The organism is Roseobacter denitrificans OCh 114, from assembly GCF_000014045.1.
GTDB lineage: Bacteria > Pseudomonadota > Alphaproteobacteria > Rhodobacterales > Rhodobacteraceae > Roseobacter > Roseobacter denitrificans.
In genome coordinates, this window is the sequence record NC_008209.1 from 430,690 (window position 1) to 449,757 (window position 19,068).

At 58.5% G+C, this 19,068-nt stretch carries 15 protein-coding genes and 1 pseudogene; 3 read left to right on the forward strand and 13 right to left on the reverse strand.

From position 1 onward, the window contains the following. Positions 1-10: 10 nt before the first annotated feature. Entirely contained in the window at positions 11-502 is a 492-nt protein-coding gene (locus RD1_RS02060) for an FxsA family protein (RefSeq protein WP_011566779.1), read from the reverse strand. Between the two features lie 104 nt (positions 503-606). Here RD1_RS02060 and RD1_RS02065 point away from each other — a divergent pair, with 104 nt between their 5' ends. Next, positions 607-1,269, forward strand: coding sequence for a Tim44/TimA family putative adaptor protein (locus RD1_RS02065; RefSeq protein ID WP_011566780.1), 663 nt, complete (start codon positions 607-609; stop codon positions 1,267-1,269). A 138-nt stretch (positions 1,270-1,407) separates the two neighbouring features. Then, positions 1,408-1,998, forward strand: coding sequence for a Smr/MutS family protein (locus RD1_RS02070; RefSeq protein WP_011566781.1), 591 nt, complete (start codon positions 1,408-1,410; stop codon positions 1,996-1,998). On the opposite strand, the gene RD1_RS02075 is transcribed toward RD1_RS02070, so the two are convergent. The 12 genes and pseudogenes from RD1_RS02075 to regB form a co-directional block, all read right to left on the reverse strand. Beyond that, complete coding sequence (locus tag RD1_RS02075; RefSeq protein WP_011566782.1) at positions 1,995-3,212, reverse strand: MFS transporter; 1,218 nt, start codon at positions 3,210-3,212, stop codon at positions 1,995-1,997. The genes RD1_RS02070 and RD1_RS02075 overlap by 4 nt on opposite strands. A gap of 38 nt (positions 3,213-3,250) precedes the next feature. Continuing rightward, on the reverse strand, positions 3,251-4,558 hold the full coding sequence (gene hslU, locus RD1_RS02080) for an ATP-dependent protease ATPase subunit HslU (protein WP_011566783.1): 1,308 nt from the start codon (positions 4,556-4,558) through the stop codon (positions 3,251-3,253). Between the two features lie 91 nt (positions 4,559-4,649). Further along, positions 4,650-5,717 (reverse strand): hypothetical protein, encoded by a 1,068-nt coding sequence (locus RD1_RS02085; protein WP_044032892.1) that lies wholly within the window; start codon positions 5,715-5,717, stop codon positions 4,650-4,652. Further along, positions 5,714-6,271 (reverse strand): ATP-dependent protease subunit HslV, encoded by a 558-nt coding sequence (hslV, locus tag RD1_RS02090; protein ID WP_011566785.1) that lies wholly within the window; start codon positions 6,269-6,271, stop codon positions 5,714-5,716. Before hslV ends, RD1_RS02085 begins: the two co-directional genes overlap by 4 nt. A gap of 112 nt (positions 6,272-6,383) precedes the next feature. Next, positions 6,384-6,704, reverse strand: coding sequence for a thioredoxin (gene trxA, locus RD1_RS02095; RefSeq protein ID WP_011566786.1), 321 nt, complete (start codon positions 6,702-6,704; stop codon positions 6,384-6,386). Between the two features lie 37 nt (positions 6,705-6,741). Continuing rightward, the gene (gene addA / locus RD1_RS02100) at positions 6,742-10,119 is read right to left on the reverse strand and encodes a double-strand break repair helicase AddA (RefSeq protein ID WP_011566787.1); all 3,378 of its coding nucleotides are present in this window, start codon (positions 10,117-10,119) and stop codon (positions 6,742-6,744) included. Continuing rightward, positions 10,116-13,073 carry a double-strand break repair protein AddB gene (gene addB / locus RD1_RS02105; protein ID WP_011566788.1) on the reverse strand — a complete coding sequence of 986 codons (2,958 nt, stop codon included), beginning with the start codon at positions 13,071-13,073 and terminating at the stop codon, positions 10,116-10,118. Before addB ends, addA begins: the two co-directional genes overlap by 4 nt. Further along, entirely contained in the window at positions 13,066-13,749 is a 684-nt protein-coding gene (locus RD1_RS02110; RefSeq protein WP_011566789.1) for a nucleotidyltransferase family protein, read from the reverse strand. The genes addB and RD1_RS02110 overlap by 8 nt, the downstream gene beginning before the upstream one ends. After that, a complete protein-coding gene (locus RD1_RS02115) occupies positions 13,734-14,753 on the reverse strand; it encodes an aminoglycoside phosphotransferase family protein (protein WP_011566790.1) in 1,020 nt (339 codons plus the stop codon). Before RD1_RS02115 ends, RD1_RS02110 begins: the two co-directional genes overlap by 16 nt. After that, the gene (gene tsaE / locus RD1_RS02120; RefSeq protein WP_011566791.1) at positions 14,750-15,226 is read right to left on the reverse strand and encodes a tRNA (adenosine(37)-N6)-threonylcarbamoyltransferase complex ATPase subunit type 1 TsaE; all 477 of its coding nucleotides are present in this window, start codon (positions 15,224-15,226) and stop codon (positions 14,750-14,752) included. The genes RD1_RS02115 and tsaE overlap by 4 nt, the downstream gene beginning before the upstream one ends. Positions 15,227-15,276: 50 nt before the next feature. Next, positions 15,277-16,824: a PAS-domain containing protein gene (locus RD1_RS02125; protein ID WP_044032893.1), complete on the reverse strand. Its 1,548-nt coding sequence runs from the start codon at positions 16,822-16,824 to the stop codon at positions 15,277-15,279. Between the two features lie 108 nt (positions 16,825-16,932). Continuing rightward, positions 16,933-18,311: pseudogene (gene regB, locus RD1_RS02130) on the reverse strand (sensor histidine kinase RegB). A 91-nt stretch (positions 18,312-18,402) separates the two neighbouring features. On the opposite strand from regB, the gene RD1_RS02135 reads away from it, so the two are divergent. Further along, entirely contained in the window at positions 18,403-19,026 is a 624-nt protein-coding gene (locus tag RD1_RS02135; protein ID WP_011566793.1) for an SCO family protein, read from the forward strand. The last annotated feature ends 42 nt before the right edge of the window (positions 19,027-19,068 follow it).

The window sequence follows — 19,068 nt, forward strand, 5'->3', positions numbered from 1 at the left end:
CTTGTGGTTCTCAATGGTCGGTCCAACCTGAAGGGCGTTTGTTTTGGTCTGCTTCCGTCTTTACCTCGGTGTAATCGCCGTCAATTACATCATCCGGCTGACCGTGTCCCGGACGCCGGGGTCTGTGTGTATGGTTTGCGGCTTCAAAACTCGCAATGCTGACCCGGGCCTTGATCGCGCGAAACGCACTGGCGCGTACCGCAGGGATTAACAATAAAAATCCAATTGTATCTGTAAAAAATCCAGGCGTCAGCAACAACGCGCCGGAAAACAGAATCATCGCACCATGTGCCAAAGGCTCCGTCGGGTCCTGCATCTGGTTAAATGAGGATTTCACCTGCCCAAGCGCCAAAGCCCCTTGATTCCTGACCAGAAACGTCCCGAGCACCGCCGTGACGACCACTGTGGCCAATGTCCAGCCGAGGCCGATCGCGCCGCCGATCTGGATAAACAGCGCGATTTCCAGCAATGGTATCGCAAGGAACGCGATAAACAGCCACATTTTGGTACTCCCTTTCGTACTGCGGACAGTGGACTTGGACCACTCCTGCACCTACATAAGGCCTCTAGCACATTGTTTCCATCTTCGTCTGACACGAGGTCGTTATGAATTCTTCGCCTTTGATACAGCTTCTGGTTCTGGCCGGCATCGCTGTCTTTTTGATTTTCCGCCTGAAAAACGTGCTGGGAACCCGGGATGGATTCGAGCCGGGGCCCGCGCAGGCACCGACATCCGACCGCTCGCCGACCCGTGATTTCGAGGTGATCGAGGGCGGGCCGGATCTGGATATCACCGATCATGTCGACGAACACAGCGATGCCGCCGAAGCGCTGGCGAACATGAAGCGGCTGGAGCCGGGGTTCAATGTAACCGAATTCCTGGGCGGCGCACGCGGTGCGTACGAGATGATCGTGATGGGCTATGAAAACGGGGAACTGGCGGACATTCAACCTTTCCTCGCCGAGGATATTTACGAATCCTTCGTTGATGGCGTCGCTGCGCGCGAAGATCAGGGGCTGACCATTGAGGCGAATTTTATCGGTGTGCGTGAACTGAAGCTTATTGATGCGACCCTCGACCCTGACACAAACGAGGCTGAATTGACGATCCGTTTCACGGCTGAGCTGACCTCGGCTGTGCGCAACAGCGAAGGCGAAATCATCGAGGGCAGCCTCACAGACGTGAAACGCCAGAAGGACACATGGAGCTTTGCGCGCCCGATGGGGTCGGACGATCCTAATTGGATTCTTGTGTCAACAGACGGGTGAGGCGGCGCAGCCTTGCTGCGCGGATCAGTGCCGGACCCTGCTCATGGCGGGTCCGGTTTTGCGTTCAAAAGGTCAAAACCTGATGTTTGTTCTGCTGCCAACTCAACATGCATATGAGATGGCGCGAGGTCCTGCACAGTGACCCGGCGGCGCCTCAAACCTGATGAGGTCGAACTTTGGCAGAAAGTGACCGAGAATACGCAAGCGCTGCGCCAGACACAAACCTTTGACCCCGAAGCCTATGCGCCCCAGCATGTAAAACGCGATGTCCATCTGCCGGTCGAGATCAAGCTGGATGGGAAAACACCGCCAAAACCGGCCGCACGCAAGATCGAATACGACCTTGCGCCGTCCCTGCCGGATCGCCTGAACAAGGCACCGGTTCAGATGGATCGAAAGACCTTTGCCAAGATGAACCGGGGTAAATTGAAACCCGAAGGCCGCATCGATCTGCATGGGATGACGCTGGATCGTGCACATACGGCCTTGTCACGATTTATCCTGTCGTCTCACGGCGCGGGCAAGCGGTTGGTTCTGGTCATCACCGGCAAGGGTAAGAATCGCGACGAAGGGGGCCCGATCCCTGTGCGCCACGGTGTGCTACGCCATCAGGCCCCGCAATGGTTGGCGACGCCGCCGCTGTCGTCCGTGGTCATGCAGGTCAGTCAGGCGCATGTCAGCCACGGTGGTGGAGGGGCATATTACGTTTATCTGCGACGCGGGCGTTAACCGGGCAAATCGCGCTGGTACCGCAAGATTCCAAGACCGGCGAGGAGTGCGCCCGCGACATAAAACACGGCAATCGGGATCATCTGCTCGGGGAAATCCACACCCCAGTCAATGAAAGCCCCGGTGACACCCGGACCGATCGCTGAGCCAAAGACCATCAGCGCGGCACCAGCGGCCTTGATCGCGCCGAGGTGTTTCGTGCCATAAAACACGGCCCAGAATGCAGTTGTCGCCGTGCCCTGCATGCCCTGCCCCATGCCGAAAATCACCAGACCCACGCCGGCCATCCAGATCGTATCGGCAAAGGCCAGCACCGCGAAAGACAGCGCAAAGGGCAGCATCTGGAACGGCACCACCCATTTGACGCCGAAGCGATCCACTGCCCAGCCGGTGACGAAGGTAAAGGCAATGGTGGAAACCGTGTAGATCGGCATCAGGGCGACGAAGGACACAAGGCTCCACCCTTTGACCTCTGTCAGGTGGACTTGCTGGAAAAACAGCGCCGTGCCCCAGGCGGCGGGACCAAGAATGAGGGGGATCATCATGTAAAACAGCGGATGGCGCAGCAATTCGCCCCGCGTCCAATGCTTGCCCTGCATTCCGAGGCTTTGCGCCGTTTCGGCCATGGATTGCGGCGTGCGTTCCTGCCGCAGCAGCAGTTGCATTACCGGGATCAGGACAATGATGCAGACCGCAGCGAGCATCCAGAGGTTGCGCCAGTCAAACTGAAGCAACAAGGCCACGAAAATGATCGGTAAAACCGCCTGACCCACAGCGAACCCCATGGATGCCAGCGAAATCGCCCGCCCGCGCGCGGCCACGAACCAGCGCGACATGGCAACAGCGCCGAGTTGTGACATCATGCCCTGCCCCATCAACCGCAGGGCATAAACGACAATGACCAGCAAAAACCCGCTCGGCACAAAGGCCATCGCCATGCAGGCCAGAGCGAGCAAGACCATCACTCCAAAGGACAGGTGCCGCACGCGGAAACGATCGGTCAAGGCCCCGGCCCAGATAATGGTGATGGCAGAAAGCGTGGTGCCGACGGTATAGATCGCCCCCCAATCCCCGTCCGTCAGGGAAAAGCTGTCCTTGATCTCACCCGCAAAGAGCGAAATGAAATAGGTCTGCCCGAAGGAGGAGGTAAAGCACAGCAAGAACCCCGCCAGCAGGAACAGCCTGTTTTCAATGACAAAGCGAATATACCCCATGCGAGTGGTGTCGCAGGCAGGCGCGTCTTTGAAAAGCGCTAAAGGACGTAGCGGCTCACATCGGTCGATTTTGCCAGCGCGCCGAGGTTCTCATCCACAAAGGCGGCATCCACGATGATCTCTTCACCCGCACGGTCCGGCGCGGAAAACGACAGCTCTTCGAACACACGCTCCATCACCGTATAGAGTCTGCGCGCCCCGATGTTTTCGACGGATTGATTCACCTCAGCGGCGATCTTTGCCAGCGCCGCGATGCCGTCTTCGGTGAAGGACACGGTAACTTCCTCGGTGCCCATAAGGGCGGTGTATTGCAGCGTCAGCGCATTGTCGGTTTCCGTCAGGATGCGCACAAAATCCTCTTCGGTCAGGGCGCGCAGCTCCACCCGGATGGGCAGGCGGCCCTGAAGCTCCGGCAAAAGATCAGAGGGTTTCGCGATGTGGAACGCGCCGGAAGCAATAAACAGGATGTGGTCGGTCTTGATCGGCCCGTGTTTCGTGCTGACGGTGGTGCCTTCGATCAACGGCAACAGATCGCGCTGCACGCCCTCGCGGCTCACATCGCCGCCGCGTGTATCGGATTTTGCGCAAACCTTGTCGATTTCATCGAGAAACACGATGCCATTCTGTTCCACCGCCTCGATGGCGGCACGGTTTACCGTTTCATCATCCAGCAGTTTGTCCGCCTCTTCACCGATTAGAATGTCGTAGCTTTGGGAAACGGTCATCTTCTTGCGGGTCGTTCGTCCTCCGAGCGCTTTGCCAAAGATGTCACCAAGGTTCATCATCCCCATGTTTCCGCCGGGTTGGCCGGGAATGTCCATCATTGGAAAAGGGCTGGAGGTATCAGCGACATCAAGTTCAATGACGGTATCATCCAGATCGCCGGCTTTCAGTTTCTTACGGAACATCTCGCGGGTGCTTTCGCGGGCATCTTCGCCGGCAATGGCGGTAATCACCCGTTCTTCGGCCGCCTGATGCGCGTTGGCCTTCACGTCATCGCGCATGTGATCGCGCGTCATGCTGATCGCGTTATCCACCAGGTCACGGATGATCTGTTCAACGTCACGCCCGACATAGCCGACTTCGGTGAATTTGGTGGCTTCAACCTTCAGAAAGGGCGCGCGGGCCAGTTTCGCCAACCGTCGGCTGATTTCTGTTTTACCAACACCGGTCGGTCCGATCATGAGGATGTTTTTCGGATAAACCTCGTCCCGCAGGTCATCCGCCAGTTGCTTGCGCCGCCAGCGGTTGCGCAGGGCCACGGCAACAGCACGCTTGGCGTCATTCTGCCCGATGATAAAGCGGTCGAGTTCGGAAACGATTTCGCGGGGGGTAAGATCAGTCAAAAGTATATTCCAAGATGGTTGTTACAGGCCATGTAAGGATCAAGCGCGAAAACGGCAACCTTGTATGATCCATTTACACAGGTGGCCACCGTCATCCGCCCGCCGGTGGCAGCCGGTGGCGTGGGATGAAACCCGGCATGCGCTTCATGAGGAAGGCGCGAATACGCTCCCATCTGGCGCCGAGGAACACCAGAAAAACGCCAAGGCTGAACACGGTAAAGACCGCCTGCCGGCCGTCAAACACCGTGTTGCTGAGGATCACGATATACCCAATGGCAGCGATCAGAAACGATCGCCGGTCGATGATAATCGCGATCAGCGCGATGAGGGTCAGAACGAGGAGCAGCATCAGGTTGCTGCCGCCCGCGGTTTCGGTCAGAAGGCTCAGTGCGATTGTGTTGACCAAGGCGGGTGCGGCCACGACATGAAGCCAAAACCCGTTTGCAGACCGGCGCGTGACCCGATGTGGGTCGGACATGTCAAAGACCATGGCGATGACAAACACGATGAGGCCGAGGCCCAGCGTGATGAATGCAAAGGGCCCCCCAGCGGAGAGCAGGAACATGGAGCGCAGATCTTCGGGTGCGCCCGCACTGTTTCCGGCGATCAAAACAGAGACTAAAAAGGCGCAAAGTGCGATCACCGCCAGCGCAAAGGGGACGCGAAACCGGAACCAGAAGAGCAAGAGCGCCAGTGTGGAAAGCGCCAGTGGCAAGGGCAAGCTGCTGTAGTCTTCTTGCGCCAGCATGAACAATTCGCCGAAACCACTGATGAACCCGTAAAGCGCATTGCCGCCAAACATCAACGATAGTGCAATGGCAGGCGCCACCATGCGTCTGCGCCGGATGAAATATTCCGACAACAGCCAGATGACGACTGCGCCCAAGACACTTGTCACAATCATGTAGGTCTGAACGGAGGATATGTATTCCAGCGCCCCGAAACTGACGATGCCGATCCAGCCAAGCGCCAGAATGCCGAGGCCAATGACGATGAAAACCTCGTTGAACCCGCGAAAAAGCTCAAATGGCTCGTCGCCGGGGTCGAGGTTTTCGCGCGCACCACGTCTGCTGTCGGCCAGCGAGGTGAGCGATGCGGCCTGCGCCTCAGACAGGATACCCGCCCCGACGGCTGCACGGATATCGTCCTTGCCAATCATGCGCTGATTGTTTCGACCGTCAGGTTCCCGTTGGTATAAACGCAAATATCGGCGGCAATCGCCATGGCGTCGCGCGCCACTTCTTCGGCAGAACGGGGGCTGTCCATCATGCCGCGCGCGGCCGCGAGCGCATAGTTGCCGCCCGACCCAATGGCTGTCACATCGTGTTCGGGTTCCAGCACATCACCCGCCCCTGTGATGACAAAGATGTCTTTGCCATCCGACACGATCAACATCGCCTCAAGTTTTTGGAGGTATTTGTCGGTGCGCCAGTCCTTGGCCAGTTCCACACTGGCACGGGCCAATTGCCCGGGTGTCGCTTCGAGCTTGGCTTCCAGCCGTTCCAGCAAGGTAAAGGCGTCGGCGGTAGAGCCTGCAAACCCCGCGACAACGTCGAAGCCGCCGGGCGAGAGTCTGCGCACCTTGCGCGCGGTGCCTTTTATCACGGTTTGTCCTAGGGAGACCTGCCCGTCACCGGCAATGACGACCTCGCCACCCTTTTTTACACCGATGATCGTTGTCCCGTGCCAACCGGGAAATTCGTCTCGCGCCATCTTGGTCTCCTGCGTGGTCTTGCGATGTTATATGGCGCGCAGGTTTGAAATGCACAAGGGCAACAAAAAAGGCGCCCGAGACGGACGCCTGTTTCGGGTTTTTCGCTGCGGATCAGATGTTGTCTTCGATCCAGCCTTGCAGCGCGGCTTTGGGTTTTGCGCCCGCCATATTGGAAACGACCTGCCCGTCCTTGAAGATGAACAGTGCTGGAATACCACGCACGCCCATCTGTGCCGGGGAATTCGGGTTCTCGTCCACGTTCACTTTGACGATCTTCACCTTGCCGTCCATTTCGGCGGACAGCTCTTCCAGCGATGGGCCGATCTGTTTGCAGGGGCCACACCATTCAGCCCAGAAATCGACTACAACGGGGATGTCGGAATTTTTCACTTCGGCGTCGAACGTATCGTCCGTAACAGCAAGGGTGGCCATCGTCTTCTCCTCGACAGGCTGGGTTTGAGCGCTGAACCTAAGAAGGCGTAGCGCCGTCGTCAAGATATAGAGTGTTTTGTAACGCCTGCGTCACGATATCGTGCGGTAAATGCATCAATGTGCAATTGCGAGTCCACAGGATCGCCGTTTCGATCTTTCGATCCGGGTAAACCTGTTTCAACGCGTGGGTATAGGCGCCCATCTGCCGTAAAATCCCCTCGGGGCATGTGGCGGGTTGGGAGGGTACGGTCTGGTTTGTCTTGAAATCCACCGCCAGAACGGCCGTGTCAGAGACGACCAGCCGATCAATGATACCGTGCAGCCGCGCGCTGCCAAACTCGGCGGTCACCGCGACTTCGGCGAGGCTGTCCGGGGTGAAGAGATGCGCAAGGTTCGGGTCTTGCAACACGGTTTTGGCCTCACTGGCGGCGCGCAGCAGGTCCGGATCACCGTTGTCTGACAGAACGTCGACCAGCGCTGGCCAGTCACTGGGGTCAGCAGCGGACAGATGTTCCAGAAACAGATGCACGGATGTGCCATAGGCTTTTGCGGCCTCTTCATCCTGTCCGGCTTCACCGGGCAGCGCCTTGGCGCCACCCAGATCAGAGGGCGAGACCGTTTCGCGCAGGGGCGCGCGCGCCGGGGCCCGGGTGGTGAAACAGGGGTCAAGGGTAGCTTGCACCGTGGTATTCTGGTTCGCTTCGCTCAGCGGTAAAGCCTCCCAATCGCCTTTCTGATGCCGCTTGACCGCCAGTCCGTGCATGTCCACCAACCGTGCGCCCGCTGCATCAACGGCTGCATCCACCCGCTGATACCATGTGTCATTCTGCTTGGAGAGTTCGCCTGCAGCAGCCACGATCAGCCACTTTTCCGCCCGTGTCAGAGCCACATACAAAAGGCGAAGCCGTTCTGCCGCCTGTGCCGCTGCAATCTCGTCCAGAGCAGCGGCCATGGCGCCGGGCGTATCATTGGCGGGTGTTTTCCAGACCGGTTTATCGTCGAGGATGATTATATCATCGCGCACCGGATTGTTGCGTTTGCCGCTGTCCGGCAGGATCACGATGGGCGCTTCCAGACCTTTTGCACCATGCACGGTCATGACGCGGATCTGATTGGACGCGCTGTCGATCTGCCGTTTGATTTCGAGATCATCCGTTTCCATCCAGACCAGAAATCCGGTCAGGCTGGGCACCGCGTTTCGCTCATAGGCAAGGGCCTGTGACAGGAGCGCGTTGATCCCGTCTTCGGCTTCAACACCAAGGCGGGCCAGCAGGTTACGGCGACCGTTATGGCGGGTCAGGATACGTTCGATCAGATCATAGGGCCGCAGGAAATCCACATTCGCCCGCAGATCGCGCAGCACCTTGAGCGTTTCCGGATAGGCGTCGCTTCGCATGCGCAGGGCTTGCCAAAGGTGGTCGTGTTCCCTGTGGTGGGCAAGCTGAAAGAGTTCCTTTTCAGACCAGCCGAACAGGGGCGATCTGAGCGTGGAGGCCAGCGAAAGGCTGTCCTCGGGCACTGCCAGAAAAGACAGGAGCGCTGCCAGATCACGCACGGCAAGCTCTCCGCCGACCTTGAGCCGATCCGCCCCGGCGATGTCCAGATCCTTGTTCTTGCAGGCGCGGATAATCTCGGTGAACAGGACCGAGCGACGCTGCACGAGGATCAGAAAATCACCGGCCTGCACCGGGCGGCGGGTGATTTTACCATCAGAACGCTTTTCGTCCGGAATGGTATCATGTGCAATCATCGCCTTGATCTGCGTGGCGACGCGTTCGGCGAGAATGACGCTGTGATGATGCGCGGCCTTGCGATCAATCGGGTCATGCCATGCGCGGTCTTCCTCGCTGGGTTGCGGTTCGACGACGGGCCAGATGTCCACACGACCGGGCAGCGTTTGCTTAAACGCGATGTGCTGTTCATCCGTCGTGAAGCCTGCGTCCGTCAGACCGTCAAAGGTGCGGTCAACAACGCCGAGAATGGCGCTGGCAGACCGGAATGAAAACGCCAGCGTCTTGTTTTGAAACAGCTGTTCCGCCGCCTCGATCTTCGATGCGAATTCGGCTTGCATCCGGTCGAATTCGCGCGGGTCTGCGCCCTGAAACGAATAGATCGACTGCTTTTTGTCACCCACGACGAAAACCGTGCGCTGCACTTCCTGTCGTGCGCCCTCGCCGCTTGTGAATTCCGCCGCCAGTTTGCGGATGACGTCCCATTGCGCTGGGCTGGTGTCTTGCGCCTCATCCACCAGAATATGGTCAATCCCGCCATCGATGCGAAACAGGACCCATGCGGCCACATCTTCGTCGCTCAGCAAGGCACGCGCCCGGTCGATCAGATCGTCGAAATCCAGCCAGCCGCGCAGGGTCTTCTGCTCTTCATAAAGGGGGAGGAAAGACCCGGCGAAGCGATGCAAAGCATAGGTTTTTTGCGCCGCCAGCAATCCGACCCGCGCATCGCGCGCGGTTTCGACCCGGCACATGAAGTCATCAAGCGCGGGCATGGCATCAGACACAACATCCTGCGTCGGTTTGGTCGGCAGAGTACCGATTTTGGCACGAAAGGGCGGTTTTGCTTTCCGACCTGTCAGAAAGATTTCCTCCAACGCGGGCAAGGCCGAGAAGTTCAGGCCAGAGATCTTTTTCAGTTTCACCGCTGTTTTTGCATCATTTCCACCTTTGGCCTGCATAGGTGGGATGAGCGTATCAAAGAGTGCAGCTTCATCCCCCAGAAAAACCTGATCCTCGATGTGCTTCGCTGTCAGGTCAGCAGGTTGATCAAACAAGGCCAGGGACTCTTCCCACGAAAGCGGCGTGCGAAATCCGTCCTTATGTTGCACCACGGCCTTGGCGAGTTTGACGAAATTCTCACCGGTGTAATGCTGCGCAAGGTCCGCGATCACCGCAGCGTCAGGCCCCTCGGCCATGGTGTCGATAATCTCGGCCCGCAGCAGATCCGCCGCGCGTTCTTCGATCTCGGTGAATTGCGGGCTGACGCGTGCTTCAAGTGGAAAACGCCGTAACAGTGACGCACAAAACGAATGGATTGTCTGGATTTTCAACCCACCGGGCGTTTCAATGGCACGGGCAAACAGCGTGCGGGCCTTGCGCAGTTTTTCGGCATCCACCGCTGTTTCAACGCCGAGATCACGCAGCGCTTCGGCGAGCGCATCATCCTGCAACATCGCCCATTCGCCCAAGCGTTTGAACAGGCGGTTTTGCATCTCGGAAGCCGCCGCCTTTGTGTAGGTCAGACACAGGATATGTTCCGGTGCGACCTTGTCGAGCAACAGCCGCGCCACCCGGTCCGTCAGCACGCGGGTTTTGCCCGATCCGGCGTTCGCCGCGAGCCATGTGGAGGCATCGGGTCGCGCCGCATCAACCTGTGCCTGCGTCGCCGGGTGGCGCGGGGTCATGACAATTCCTCCGGTACAGGGTCTTGGGTGATGTCCCATTCGCCGTAGCGCGACAGTAAATCGTAATCGCTGCCGTATTGGTCCTTTTCCATCATACGGCGGGCTGTGAAACCCTGATCCATCTCTTTGTAGGCCAGCACCAGCATGCGCAACTCGGCCAGTATCTGCGCGGGTGGTTCGCTGTCCAAAGGCGCCGGAACTTCGACTGGATTCGACCCTAACCCGATGAAAGTCGCCTGTGCCACATGATGCGGCCCCAGTTTTTCAAACGCGCCCTGTTCGACCATCGCCGCCTCGATCAGCAATTGTTTGTCAAAGAGGGTCTGCTGTTTGACCGTGGGCGGCGATCCGGTTTTGTAGTCATAGATCAGCGCATCACCATCCTCAGTCTGGTCAATGCGGTCGGCGCGGGCGGTCAGCGTAAATTCGATGTCCGGCCAGACCATCTTGCCAAGGGCGTCATCCTCGAAAACAACGGGCGTGCCGATGTGCTGGCGCGCGCGTTCGTTCATAACAAACCACTCGGAAATGCGCGTCAGCCGGGCCAGCCACAAGGCGCGGGCGGCAGGCCAGGGCACATCACGGCTCAGCACGTCGCGCGCAATCTCGATCAGGTGATCCGCGTTCAATGTGGCCGGGTCGCGCAGGGTTTGGCGCACGAATTTCTCCATGACATCGTGCGAAACAGTGCCGCGCAGAAGCGCATCCGGATTTTGCACCAGCGGGCCGAGTTTGCGCAGCCTCAGGACGTGTTTGGCATAGATCGTGTAAGGATCGCGGATCAGATGTTTGATGTCCGTGACGGCCAGTCGTTTCGGGCGCGCCGCCAATGGCGGGCGCGGGGCAGGGCGTGCAGCGGGGGTCGCGGGTTCGACCTTTTCGAGTGCCACCGTTTGATCAAGCCAGTATTGACCGCGATCTTGCATCGCCTCCAGCAGCGCGGGGCCGTCCTGACCCTTCAGACCCGAAAGCAGGTTGCACAGCCGATTGACCCAGCGCGATGCGACCGTTTCCGCATCGTCAGAGCGGATCGAGCGCGTCAGCCAGACCTCGGGCGCGGCGATGGCTTGCTGATAATCATGCGCCGCGAGGCCAATCCGCCGTTCCGGCAAGAGTAGCCCGGCCTGATGGCGCAGGGCGCGGTTCAACCACGGGTCCGGGGCGGGTGCTTCGGGCCAGGTTCCATCGTTGAGACCGGCGAGAATAACCAGATCGGCGCCTTGCACGCGCGCCTCCAGCGTCCCCCAGATCATGATGTCGGGGTGCGGCGCGTCGCGGTCGCGCACTTCGCCCTCTGACAGCAGCGCGCCGACAAGGTTGGCATAATCCGATGCGGTCATCGGGCCACCGTGATGTGCCAGTTCCGCAAGGTTCGTCATCACCTTCAGCGCTTCCTGCCCGGCCTTTTGCTTCCAGAGCTCACCGGTATCCTGGCCATCAAGGCCGCAGGAAATCGCCTCGGCGAGCGCGATGTGGGTCTGTGCCCAATGGCTCAGCGGTTGCTCAGTGGTGGAATACATCGCGGCAAAGGTCTGCCCGACCCAAGCCCCCCAAGCATCGACCCCGCGTTGATGATCAGCGTTCGGTGAAATACCCGCAAGCGCCTGTCCGATGCTATCAGCGTCGGGATAAGGCAGCCCGTCACGTCTGATACGAAGTTCCAGCCGTTGCGTGTTCAGAATATGCGCCGCGCGGTTGGAGCCACTATGTGTCAGCGGGTGTTTCAGCAAGGTCAACAACGCTTCGGCATCAAGCCGGCGGTGAAACAGCGCCGCGACATGGCGCAGAAAGCGGCCGGGCGGGCTAAGGTGGAGCGGCGCACCCGCGGAATCGTCCGGCAGGATGTCGAACTGATCCAGCGCTGCGGTAATCTGGCGGGTCAGCATCCGATCCGGCGTGATAACGGCCGCCTTTTGCCCTTCCTCAACCGCCTTGCGCAGGCGCAGGGCAATGGCCAGTGCTTCACTGCGGGGGCTGGGGGCTTCGAGCAGAGTAATCTGGTCGGTCGCCTTGTTCAGGTCATGGAGTTTCGGCCCCTCGGTCAGCCATGCATCCGTCACCGGAGCCGGGCGCAACGAAAGAGACACCAGCGCATTGCGCGCAGGCGAAGGCGGCGGCGCGTCGTGCCATGGCGTGATATCCGAGCGCCCAACGCCGATATTCTGCATCAGTTTGTAAAACCGATATTGCGGATGGTCCTCTGACAAAAGCGCATCATCCAGGTGCAGCCACTGCTGGTGCGGCATGTCAAAATCAAACCCCGGCAAGATCAGCGCGCCCTGCGGCAGGCGGGCAATCGCTTCCATCAATAGCATCGTGGTGCCGCGTGATCCGGTGGAGCCTGCCAGAATGACGGGATGCCGGAGCGGTTCGACCGCCCAGCGTTCCGCGAGGGCGCAGACAAATTGCCGTTGCTGCGCTTCCTTGTCGGGGGTGGTTGTTGTCTGCGCCAGATAATCTTGCACGATGCGGATAAACGTCTGCGTGCGCTGCCAATGGCCCGATATATCAGAAACATCGAGGCTGTTGATCGTTTCAGCCGTGACGCCTTCGCCCTGCATTTCATCCATCAATGCCGCCAGACTGTCGGTCAGATCATAGAGCGATGCGCGCGGGGCGAGCCCCTTTTGCTGCTCAATCAGACGCGCGACGAGTGCGATCAATTCAAGCCGTCGTTGCAGGGGTTTGACGGCAGGCGGGACGGCAAGGCCGGGGGCCAGTCGATCCAGTTCTGTCACGAGGTGAATTTTGGGCAGCAAACGGGCAGGGCCAGCATCGAACAGACTGCGCAATCGCCGCTGCATGCGCGAGGTATTGACGATGAGCTGCACCCGCGCGAGGTCTTCCGGTGCGCCTTGGGCGACCCGGGCCAACAGCCCCTCGATCAGCCCTTTGGGGAAATCAACGCCCGGCGCCAGCCCGAAGACCCGTGGCGTGTCGCTATGTTCAAACATGCCTGTATCCCAGCAGCGCTTCGGCGTTCGTCACGCCCTGTGGATGACCCACATCACACCACAGACCCGCATATTCCATGGCATAGAGCCTGTTTTCGGCCATCAACATGTCCCACAGAATATTCAGGGAGAACGATGGGCGATCTATGTCCGCCAGCCGCTCAGTTTTGATAATCTGCGCGCCGCTGTAAATACTGCCGTCCCCACGTTCAATTCGACCGTTTGCCCCGATCAGGAAGTTGCCCGGCCCGTCATAGCCAACAGCGTTTTGCGGCGGGATACACATCAAAAGGCCGTCCATACGGTCAGGGTCCCATTCTTTTTGCAGTTGGTCCAGCGGATTGACGCCTTTCCAGATGGCATCGGTGTTCAGCGTCATGACCGGACCGGACCCGAGCAAGGGCAGTGCATTGCGCAGACCACCGCCGGTTTCGAGAATATCCGGCGTTTCGACGATCGTCTGAACATTTGTGCCGTGCAGATGTGCCTGAAGGATGTCTGCCTTGTAATGCAGATTTGCAACGACGCGTTCGGCGGGCAATTCGTCGGTCAGCGCGCGTGCGTGATCAATCAAAGGTCGGCCTGCGACCTCAACCATCGGTTTGGGGCGATCAGCGGTCAGATGCTTCATCCGGTTCCCGAAGCCTGCGGCGAAGAGCATTACCGACCAGCCCATTGACCGCTCTTTGATGTGAGTGTGGCGCAGATATCGCACGTCGGTTCGGGCAGGGAGGCCGTGATCAGTTCCGCCGCAGGTTCAAGCATCGGATGGTTGAGGTTGGTCATCAGGTGACCCCAAACGCGGGGGATGAAATCGACGTAGTGGCTTTTCGCATCCCGCATGCAAAGACGTGAAAACACACCCAGAATGCGCATGTTCCGTTGCAGGCCAAAGACGGCATATGCAGCGTCAAACGCCTGCGGGTCCAAGGCGTTCTGCGCGACAAAGCGTGCTTTCATATCCGTCTCAAGTTGTGGATCAACGTCGCGTCTTGCGTCCTGCAGGATCGACATCAGATCATAGCTGCGATGGCCCAGAACGGCATCCTGAAAATCAAGCAATCCAACCCGTGCTACACCGTTTCTCTCTGGCAGCCACAACAGGTTTTCAGCATGGTAATCCCGCTGGATCAGGACGGTCAGGTCGGTGTCATATTGCGCAAGAAGCGGCTCTAACATGGACATAAAGTGACGTTTTGCGTCATTGTCCACGGTGCCCGTGGCACCAAGCTGATACCAGTCAAAGGCCAGTGCAGCGAGTGGTAGGGTGACTGGGGACGCGTATGAACCGAGCTTTGGGGGCGCGTTTTGGTGCAGGTGTGTCAGCACGTCCACAGATGTTTCATACAGCAATTCTTCAAGGGCTGGGTTGTCGGCGATCTGATGTGTAAAGAGGGTATCGCCCAAATCCTCGATCAAGAGAAAACCCGCGTCGGAATCTTCATGCATAATCCGCGGCGCACTCAGGCCCAAAGTCCGCAGGTAGGTCGCGATCTGCACAAATGCGCTGACATTCGTATTGTTGGCCGGAGGCGCATCCATCAGGACGGATGTCTCGCCATTGGCGCGGGTCAACCTGTCGTATCTGCGGTTTGACGCATCACCGGCCAGAGGCGTGACAGTGGCATTCTGCCAGCCCGCCTGCGCGATAAACGCTTTGGCTTGTGCCGCGCGGGTCATAACGCGTTCCAGTCCTGCAGCGGGGCGTTCCATTTCGGATCCGTCCAACGCGCGGTCACGATGCGGCTGTCGTCGGTCGCGCCCTGTGTAAACCGGAGGAACAGCGCATCATTTGGCGTAAGCTGCCCGAGGCGGTCGGGCCATTCGATCAGGCAGATCGCGGTATCAAAGGCTTCGGAGAGGCCAAGCTCTTCGATCTCGTAAACAGATGAAAGACGATAGAGATCCGCATGCCAGAGCGATCCGGAGGACGTGTCATAGGTCTGCACGAGGGTAAAGGTCGGAGACGGTACGTCTTCGGGTTCGCGCAGCAGCGATTGGATCATGTGCCGGGCGAAATGGGTCTTTCCGGCGCCAACAGCCCCGTCGAGCAATAGGGTATCACCGGGGCGCAGCCGCACGCCCAACGCAACGGCAAGCTGCGCGGTTTCTTCGGCGGAACCGACGGTGACTGTGCGGGGAGTGCAAACCATACTGCATGCTTACCGCGCGGGGTGCGGGCTGCAAGCGGATTTGCAACGGGTCAGTCAGATTGCGTGTTTGACGGTTGTTTCAAAGCAGGCGCGCCAGCCTGTTCCAGAAGGGCAAAGCGGACCACAGTGGCCCCTGAGGAAATGCGTGAAACCGTGCATTTGACCTCTGCGCCGGAGTGGAGTCTTGCCGTCATGTCCCACGATGTTTTCTCGCCAAAATCGAGGACAAAATCAATCAACCCGTCCCAGAGTTTATTGGGTGCGCAGTCTTCCTGCCATGCCCGCACGGAGTCGTTGATGGTCACATCCGCAAAAGAATTGTCAGGATCAAGGCCCCACAGCTCGCGATAAGCAAGGTTGCAGAACGTCAGAACGCCGGTTGATGAAAAGACGACGAGCGCCTCGTCGAAGGTATCCATCAGGGATTGGCCAAGCTCAAGTTCGGCGCGGAAATTGCGCGTCACGGAGACTTCGGCGCTGATGTCCTCAATCAGGAACGCGATGGCGCCGTCCGGGTGCGGGCGGCCACTGACACGGTACGTCTGACCGGTTTCAAGTGTCCATGTTTCCTGATAGCGCCCATCCGTTGCGGCAGCGATCACATCGGTGATTTGTTGGCGCCATGAATGGTAGTTCTTGGGTTCCGGCATCCGCCTGTTTTCACGAATCCGGTCAAAGAAGGACATGAGTGTGGGGCGCCCGCTCAGGAAATCCGCTGGCAGTTCGGTGAGGTCGATCAGGGCAGGGTTAAAAAGCGCCAACTGCCCATTGCGATCAAAGATCGCCAGTCCGATGGACAATTGGGCAAAGGTTTTTGCCAGCGTCTGCACAAAATTGCGCTGGGCGGCTTCTGATTTGACCACGGCATTCACGTCAATCGCGTGAAAGATCATGATGTCACCGACACTGGCCACGGTTACGTCATACCAGTCAACATGCTCATTATCCGGCAACTGCGCCGAAACACGCTGTCGGCCTGACTTTTCATGGAAGCTGGGTGCGACGTCAAAGACCGGTTTGACAGGGTCCGGCTCCTTCTGGTGCAGCCTGTTGTAGAGCCCCGTGTAAGCCGCATTGTGCCAGGTTACCGACCCTTCGGAATCGACCTGCCAGATGGCGTGCGGTGTCGTGTCGCTGGCCCGGCGCAGATCTTCCAGTTCGTGCTGGAGGTTTTTGAAGCGCAGCGACTGCGCGGAGGTTTGCACCTCATTTTCAACCATGTTGATTCGCGTGAACGCACCTGCGCGCGTCACCTCAAGGATCGCTGCATCCTCGATATCGCGCGCCGGTACCGTCGTTTGACCGGATTGCGCCGCAAGGGGGCGTTCTGGCAGGTTTGGAAAGCGATTGACCAACCGTTCACGCATCCCGGTCCAATCGTCATGTCCTGGAATGAGTTTATACAGTTTCGCCGCAGTTTCAGAGGCGTGTTCGAGGTTTTCATCCTCAAAGAGAAACGAAACACGGTTTTCTGAGTCGCTGGGTTGCAGGCTGGTGCCAGGAGCGGCCTGTTGCTGTTTGCTGAGCATCCAATAGACGGCCACAAGCGTACTTGAAACAGCGGCCCCCGCAACTGCAGCAATGTCAACGACGTCCATAGTGATTAAGTCCCGTGCAAACCGATGCCACAGGCTTCCCACGGCTTGGTTAATTCACGGTTAATTCGCCGTCAGTTCACGGTGAATATCGCTGTCTATATCGTCGTTCTAAACGGCAAATCGTTGATTTTCACCGCTCGCCACAGGGCGATCACCCTCAACCGCATCAATCCGTCGCCTGAGCCATTTCACTTCGACAACAGCACCGATCCCGCTGCCTTGCGTGGATGATTCCTCGCGACCGTTGGCAAAGCTGAGTTCGGCGCCTGAGCGTTCAAGAAGCGTCTTGGCAATGAACAACCCCAATCCCATGCCCTCATAACCCGGACGTGCGCCTCTATCGGAGGCGGACCGGCGGCGTTTCATGAAAGGGTCGCCAATTCGGCCAAGCAAATGTGGTGGAAACCCGTTCCCGTCGTCCATGATCCGCAGCGAGATCGTGTCCGGTGTCCAACTCGCCTCCACCCAGATCTGCGCCTTTGCGAAATCCACTGCATTCTGGATCAGGTTGCGCACGCCATGAATGATTTCGGGCTTCCGCAGGATTGTGGGTTGCGTGATTTCCGGCCCGACTATCTGAAAGATGATCTCTTTCCCGCGGTCCATATGGGGTTCTGCGGCCTCTTCGAGGACCGCGCGCAAAGGGGCCTGATGCAGGTGCAAATCATCTTTGCCGGCGCGGCCCATGTCGCGCAAGATATCGCGACACCGATCCGCCTGTTCGCGGATCAACGCCGCATCCTCCTGCAAGTCCGCGCGGTCGGACAATTCGTCATATAATTCGCCACTCGCCAGTTTGATGGTCGCAAGCGGGGTGCCGAGTCATGCGCAGCGGCGGCGACAACACCGCCCAAATCCGTCAGCTTTTGTTCGCGCGACAGGGCCATCTGCGTGGCGGATAAGGCGTCAGACATTGAGTGAATTTCGGAGGTGATCCGTATGGAATAGGCACTGATAAAGACAATCGCGATGATCAGCGCGATCCAGTTGCCAAAGAGAAACACGTCAGGGATCGCAAGAATAAAGCCCTGTTCCGTGCGCAGCGGGAAATTGAACTGCGCCAGAAGGGAAACGAGAATGATGGCTGTCCCGCCCAGAAACACGGTTGAGCGCAATGTCAGAACAGCCGCCGAAATCGTGACGGGCCCAAGCATCAGCAGGGCGAACGGGTTGTGCAGACCGCCGGTGAGGAACAACAGAAAACTCAGTTGCAGCAGATCGAAAAGGACCGTCAGCATATTCTGGCTTTCCGTAAGGCGCTTGTTTTCCGGAAAGATGAAAGTGGCCACAAGATTTGCGATGGCAGAGGCCCCAATCGCCAGATAGCACAGGCCCAGTTCAAGCTGTAACCCGTACATCTTTTGCGCCACGGTGATGGCCGCGAGCTGCCCCGCGATGGCGAACCAGCGCAACAGGATCAGGGTCCGAAGTCTGATCCAGTTCGCGCGCCTGTCATCAGAAAAGGGCCTGAGGTTCAGATCTGCCAAAATATCACCGGTTGTTGAGTTGCACTGTCCTTCAAACACGGTAGGACTGACCCTATCTAGGATCAACCCTTGCCTTACGAAGGAGATGCTCATGAATACGCGTTTCATCGCTTTGATTTCTGTCGCTGGCGTGGTCGGCGTTCTGGGCGGCCTGTGGCTTGCAACCCAGTCGTCCAAAAGCGACGATCAGTTCGCGCAGTGCAGATCCAGCACCGTTGCAGGGGGCGCGGGTGCGTTGGGTGGGCCCTTTGAACTGGTCAATGCGCAGGGCGAAACTGTCACCGATGCGGATGTCATCACCGAGCCTTCGATTCTTTACTTCGGCTATACATTCTGCCCGGATGTCTGCCCTCTGGACGTGGCGCGCAATGCCGTGGCTGTCGAGGTTCTGGAAGAGAACGGCATGTCCGTGACGCCGGTATTCATCTCGATCGACCCCAAGCGGGACACGCCCGAAGTTGTTGGCGATTTCGCGGCCAACATGCATGAACGCATGATCGGTCTGACCGGGTCACCCGAGCAGGTCAAGGCGGCGAGCACCGCGTATCGCACGTATTACAAGGCGCATGAGGGGGACGAAGACTATTACCTCGTGGATCATTCGACCTTCAGCTATCTCGTATTGCCGGAACACGGTTTTGTTGAGTTCTTCCGCCGCGAAGTTGCACCGGAACAAATGGCCGAGACAGTGGCTTGTTTTGTCGAGAATGCCTGACCTGTCATAGCCTTATCGGTTAAACTTATTTGACCTGCGGCA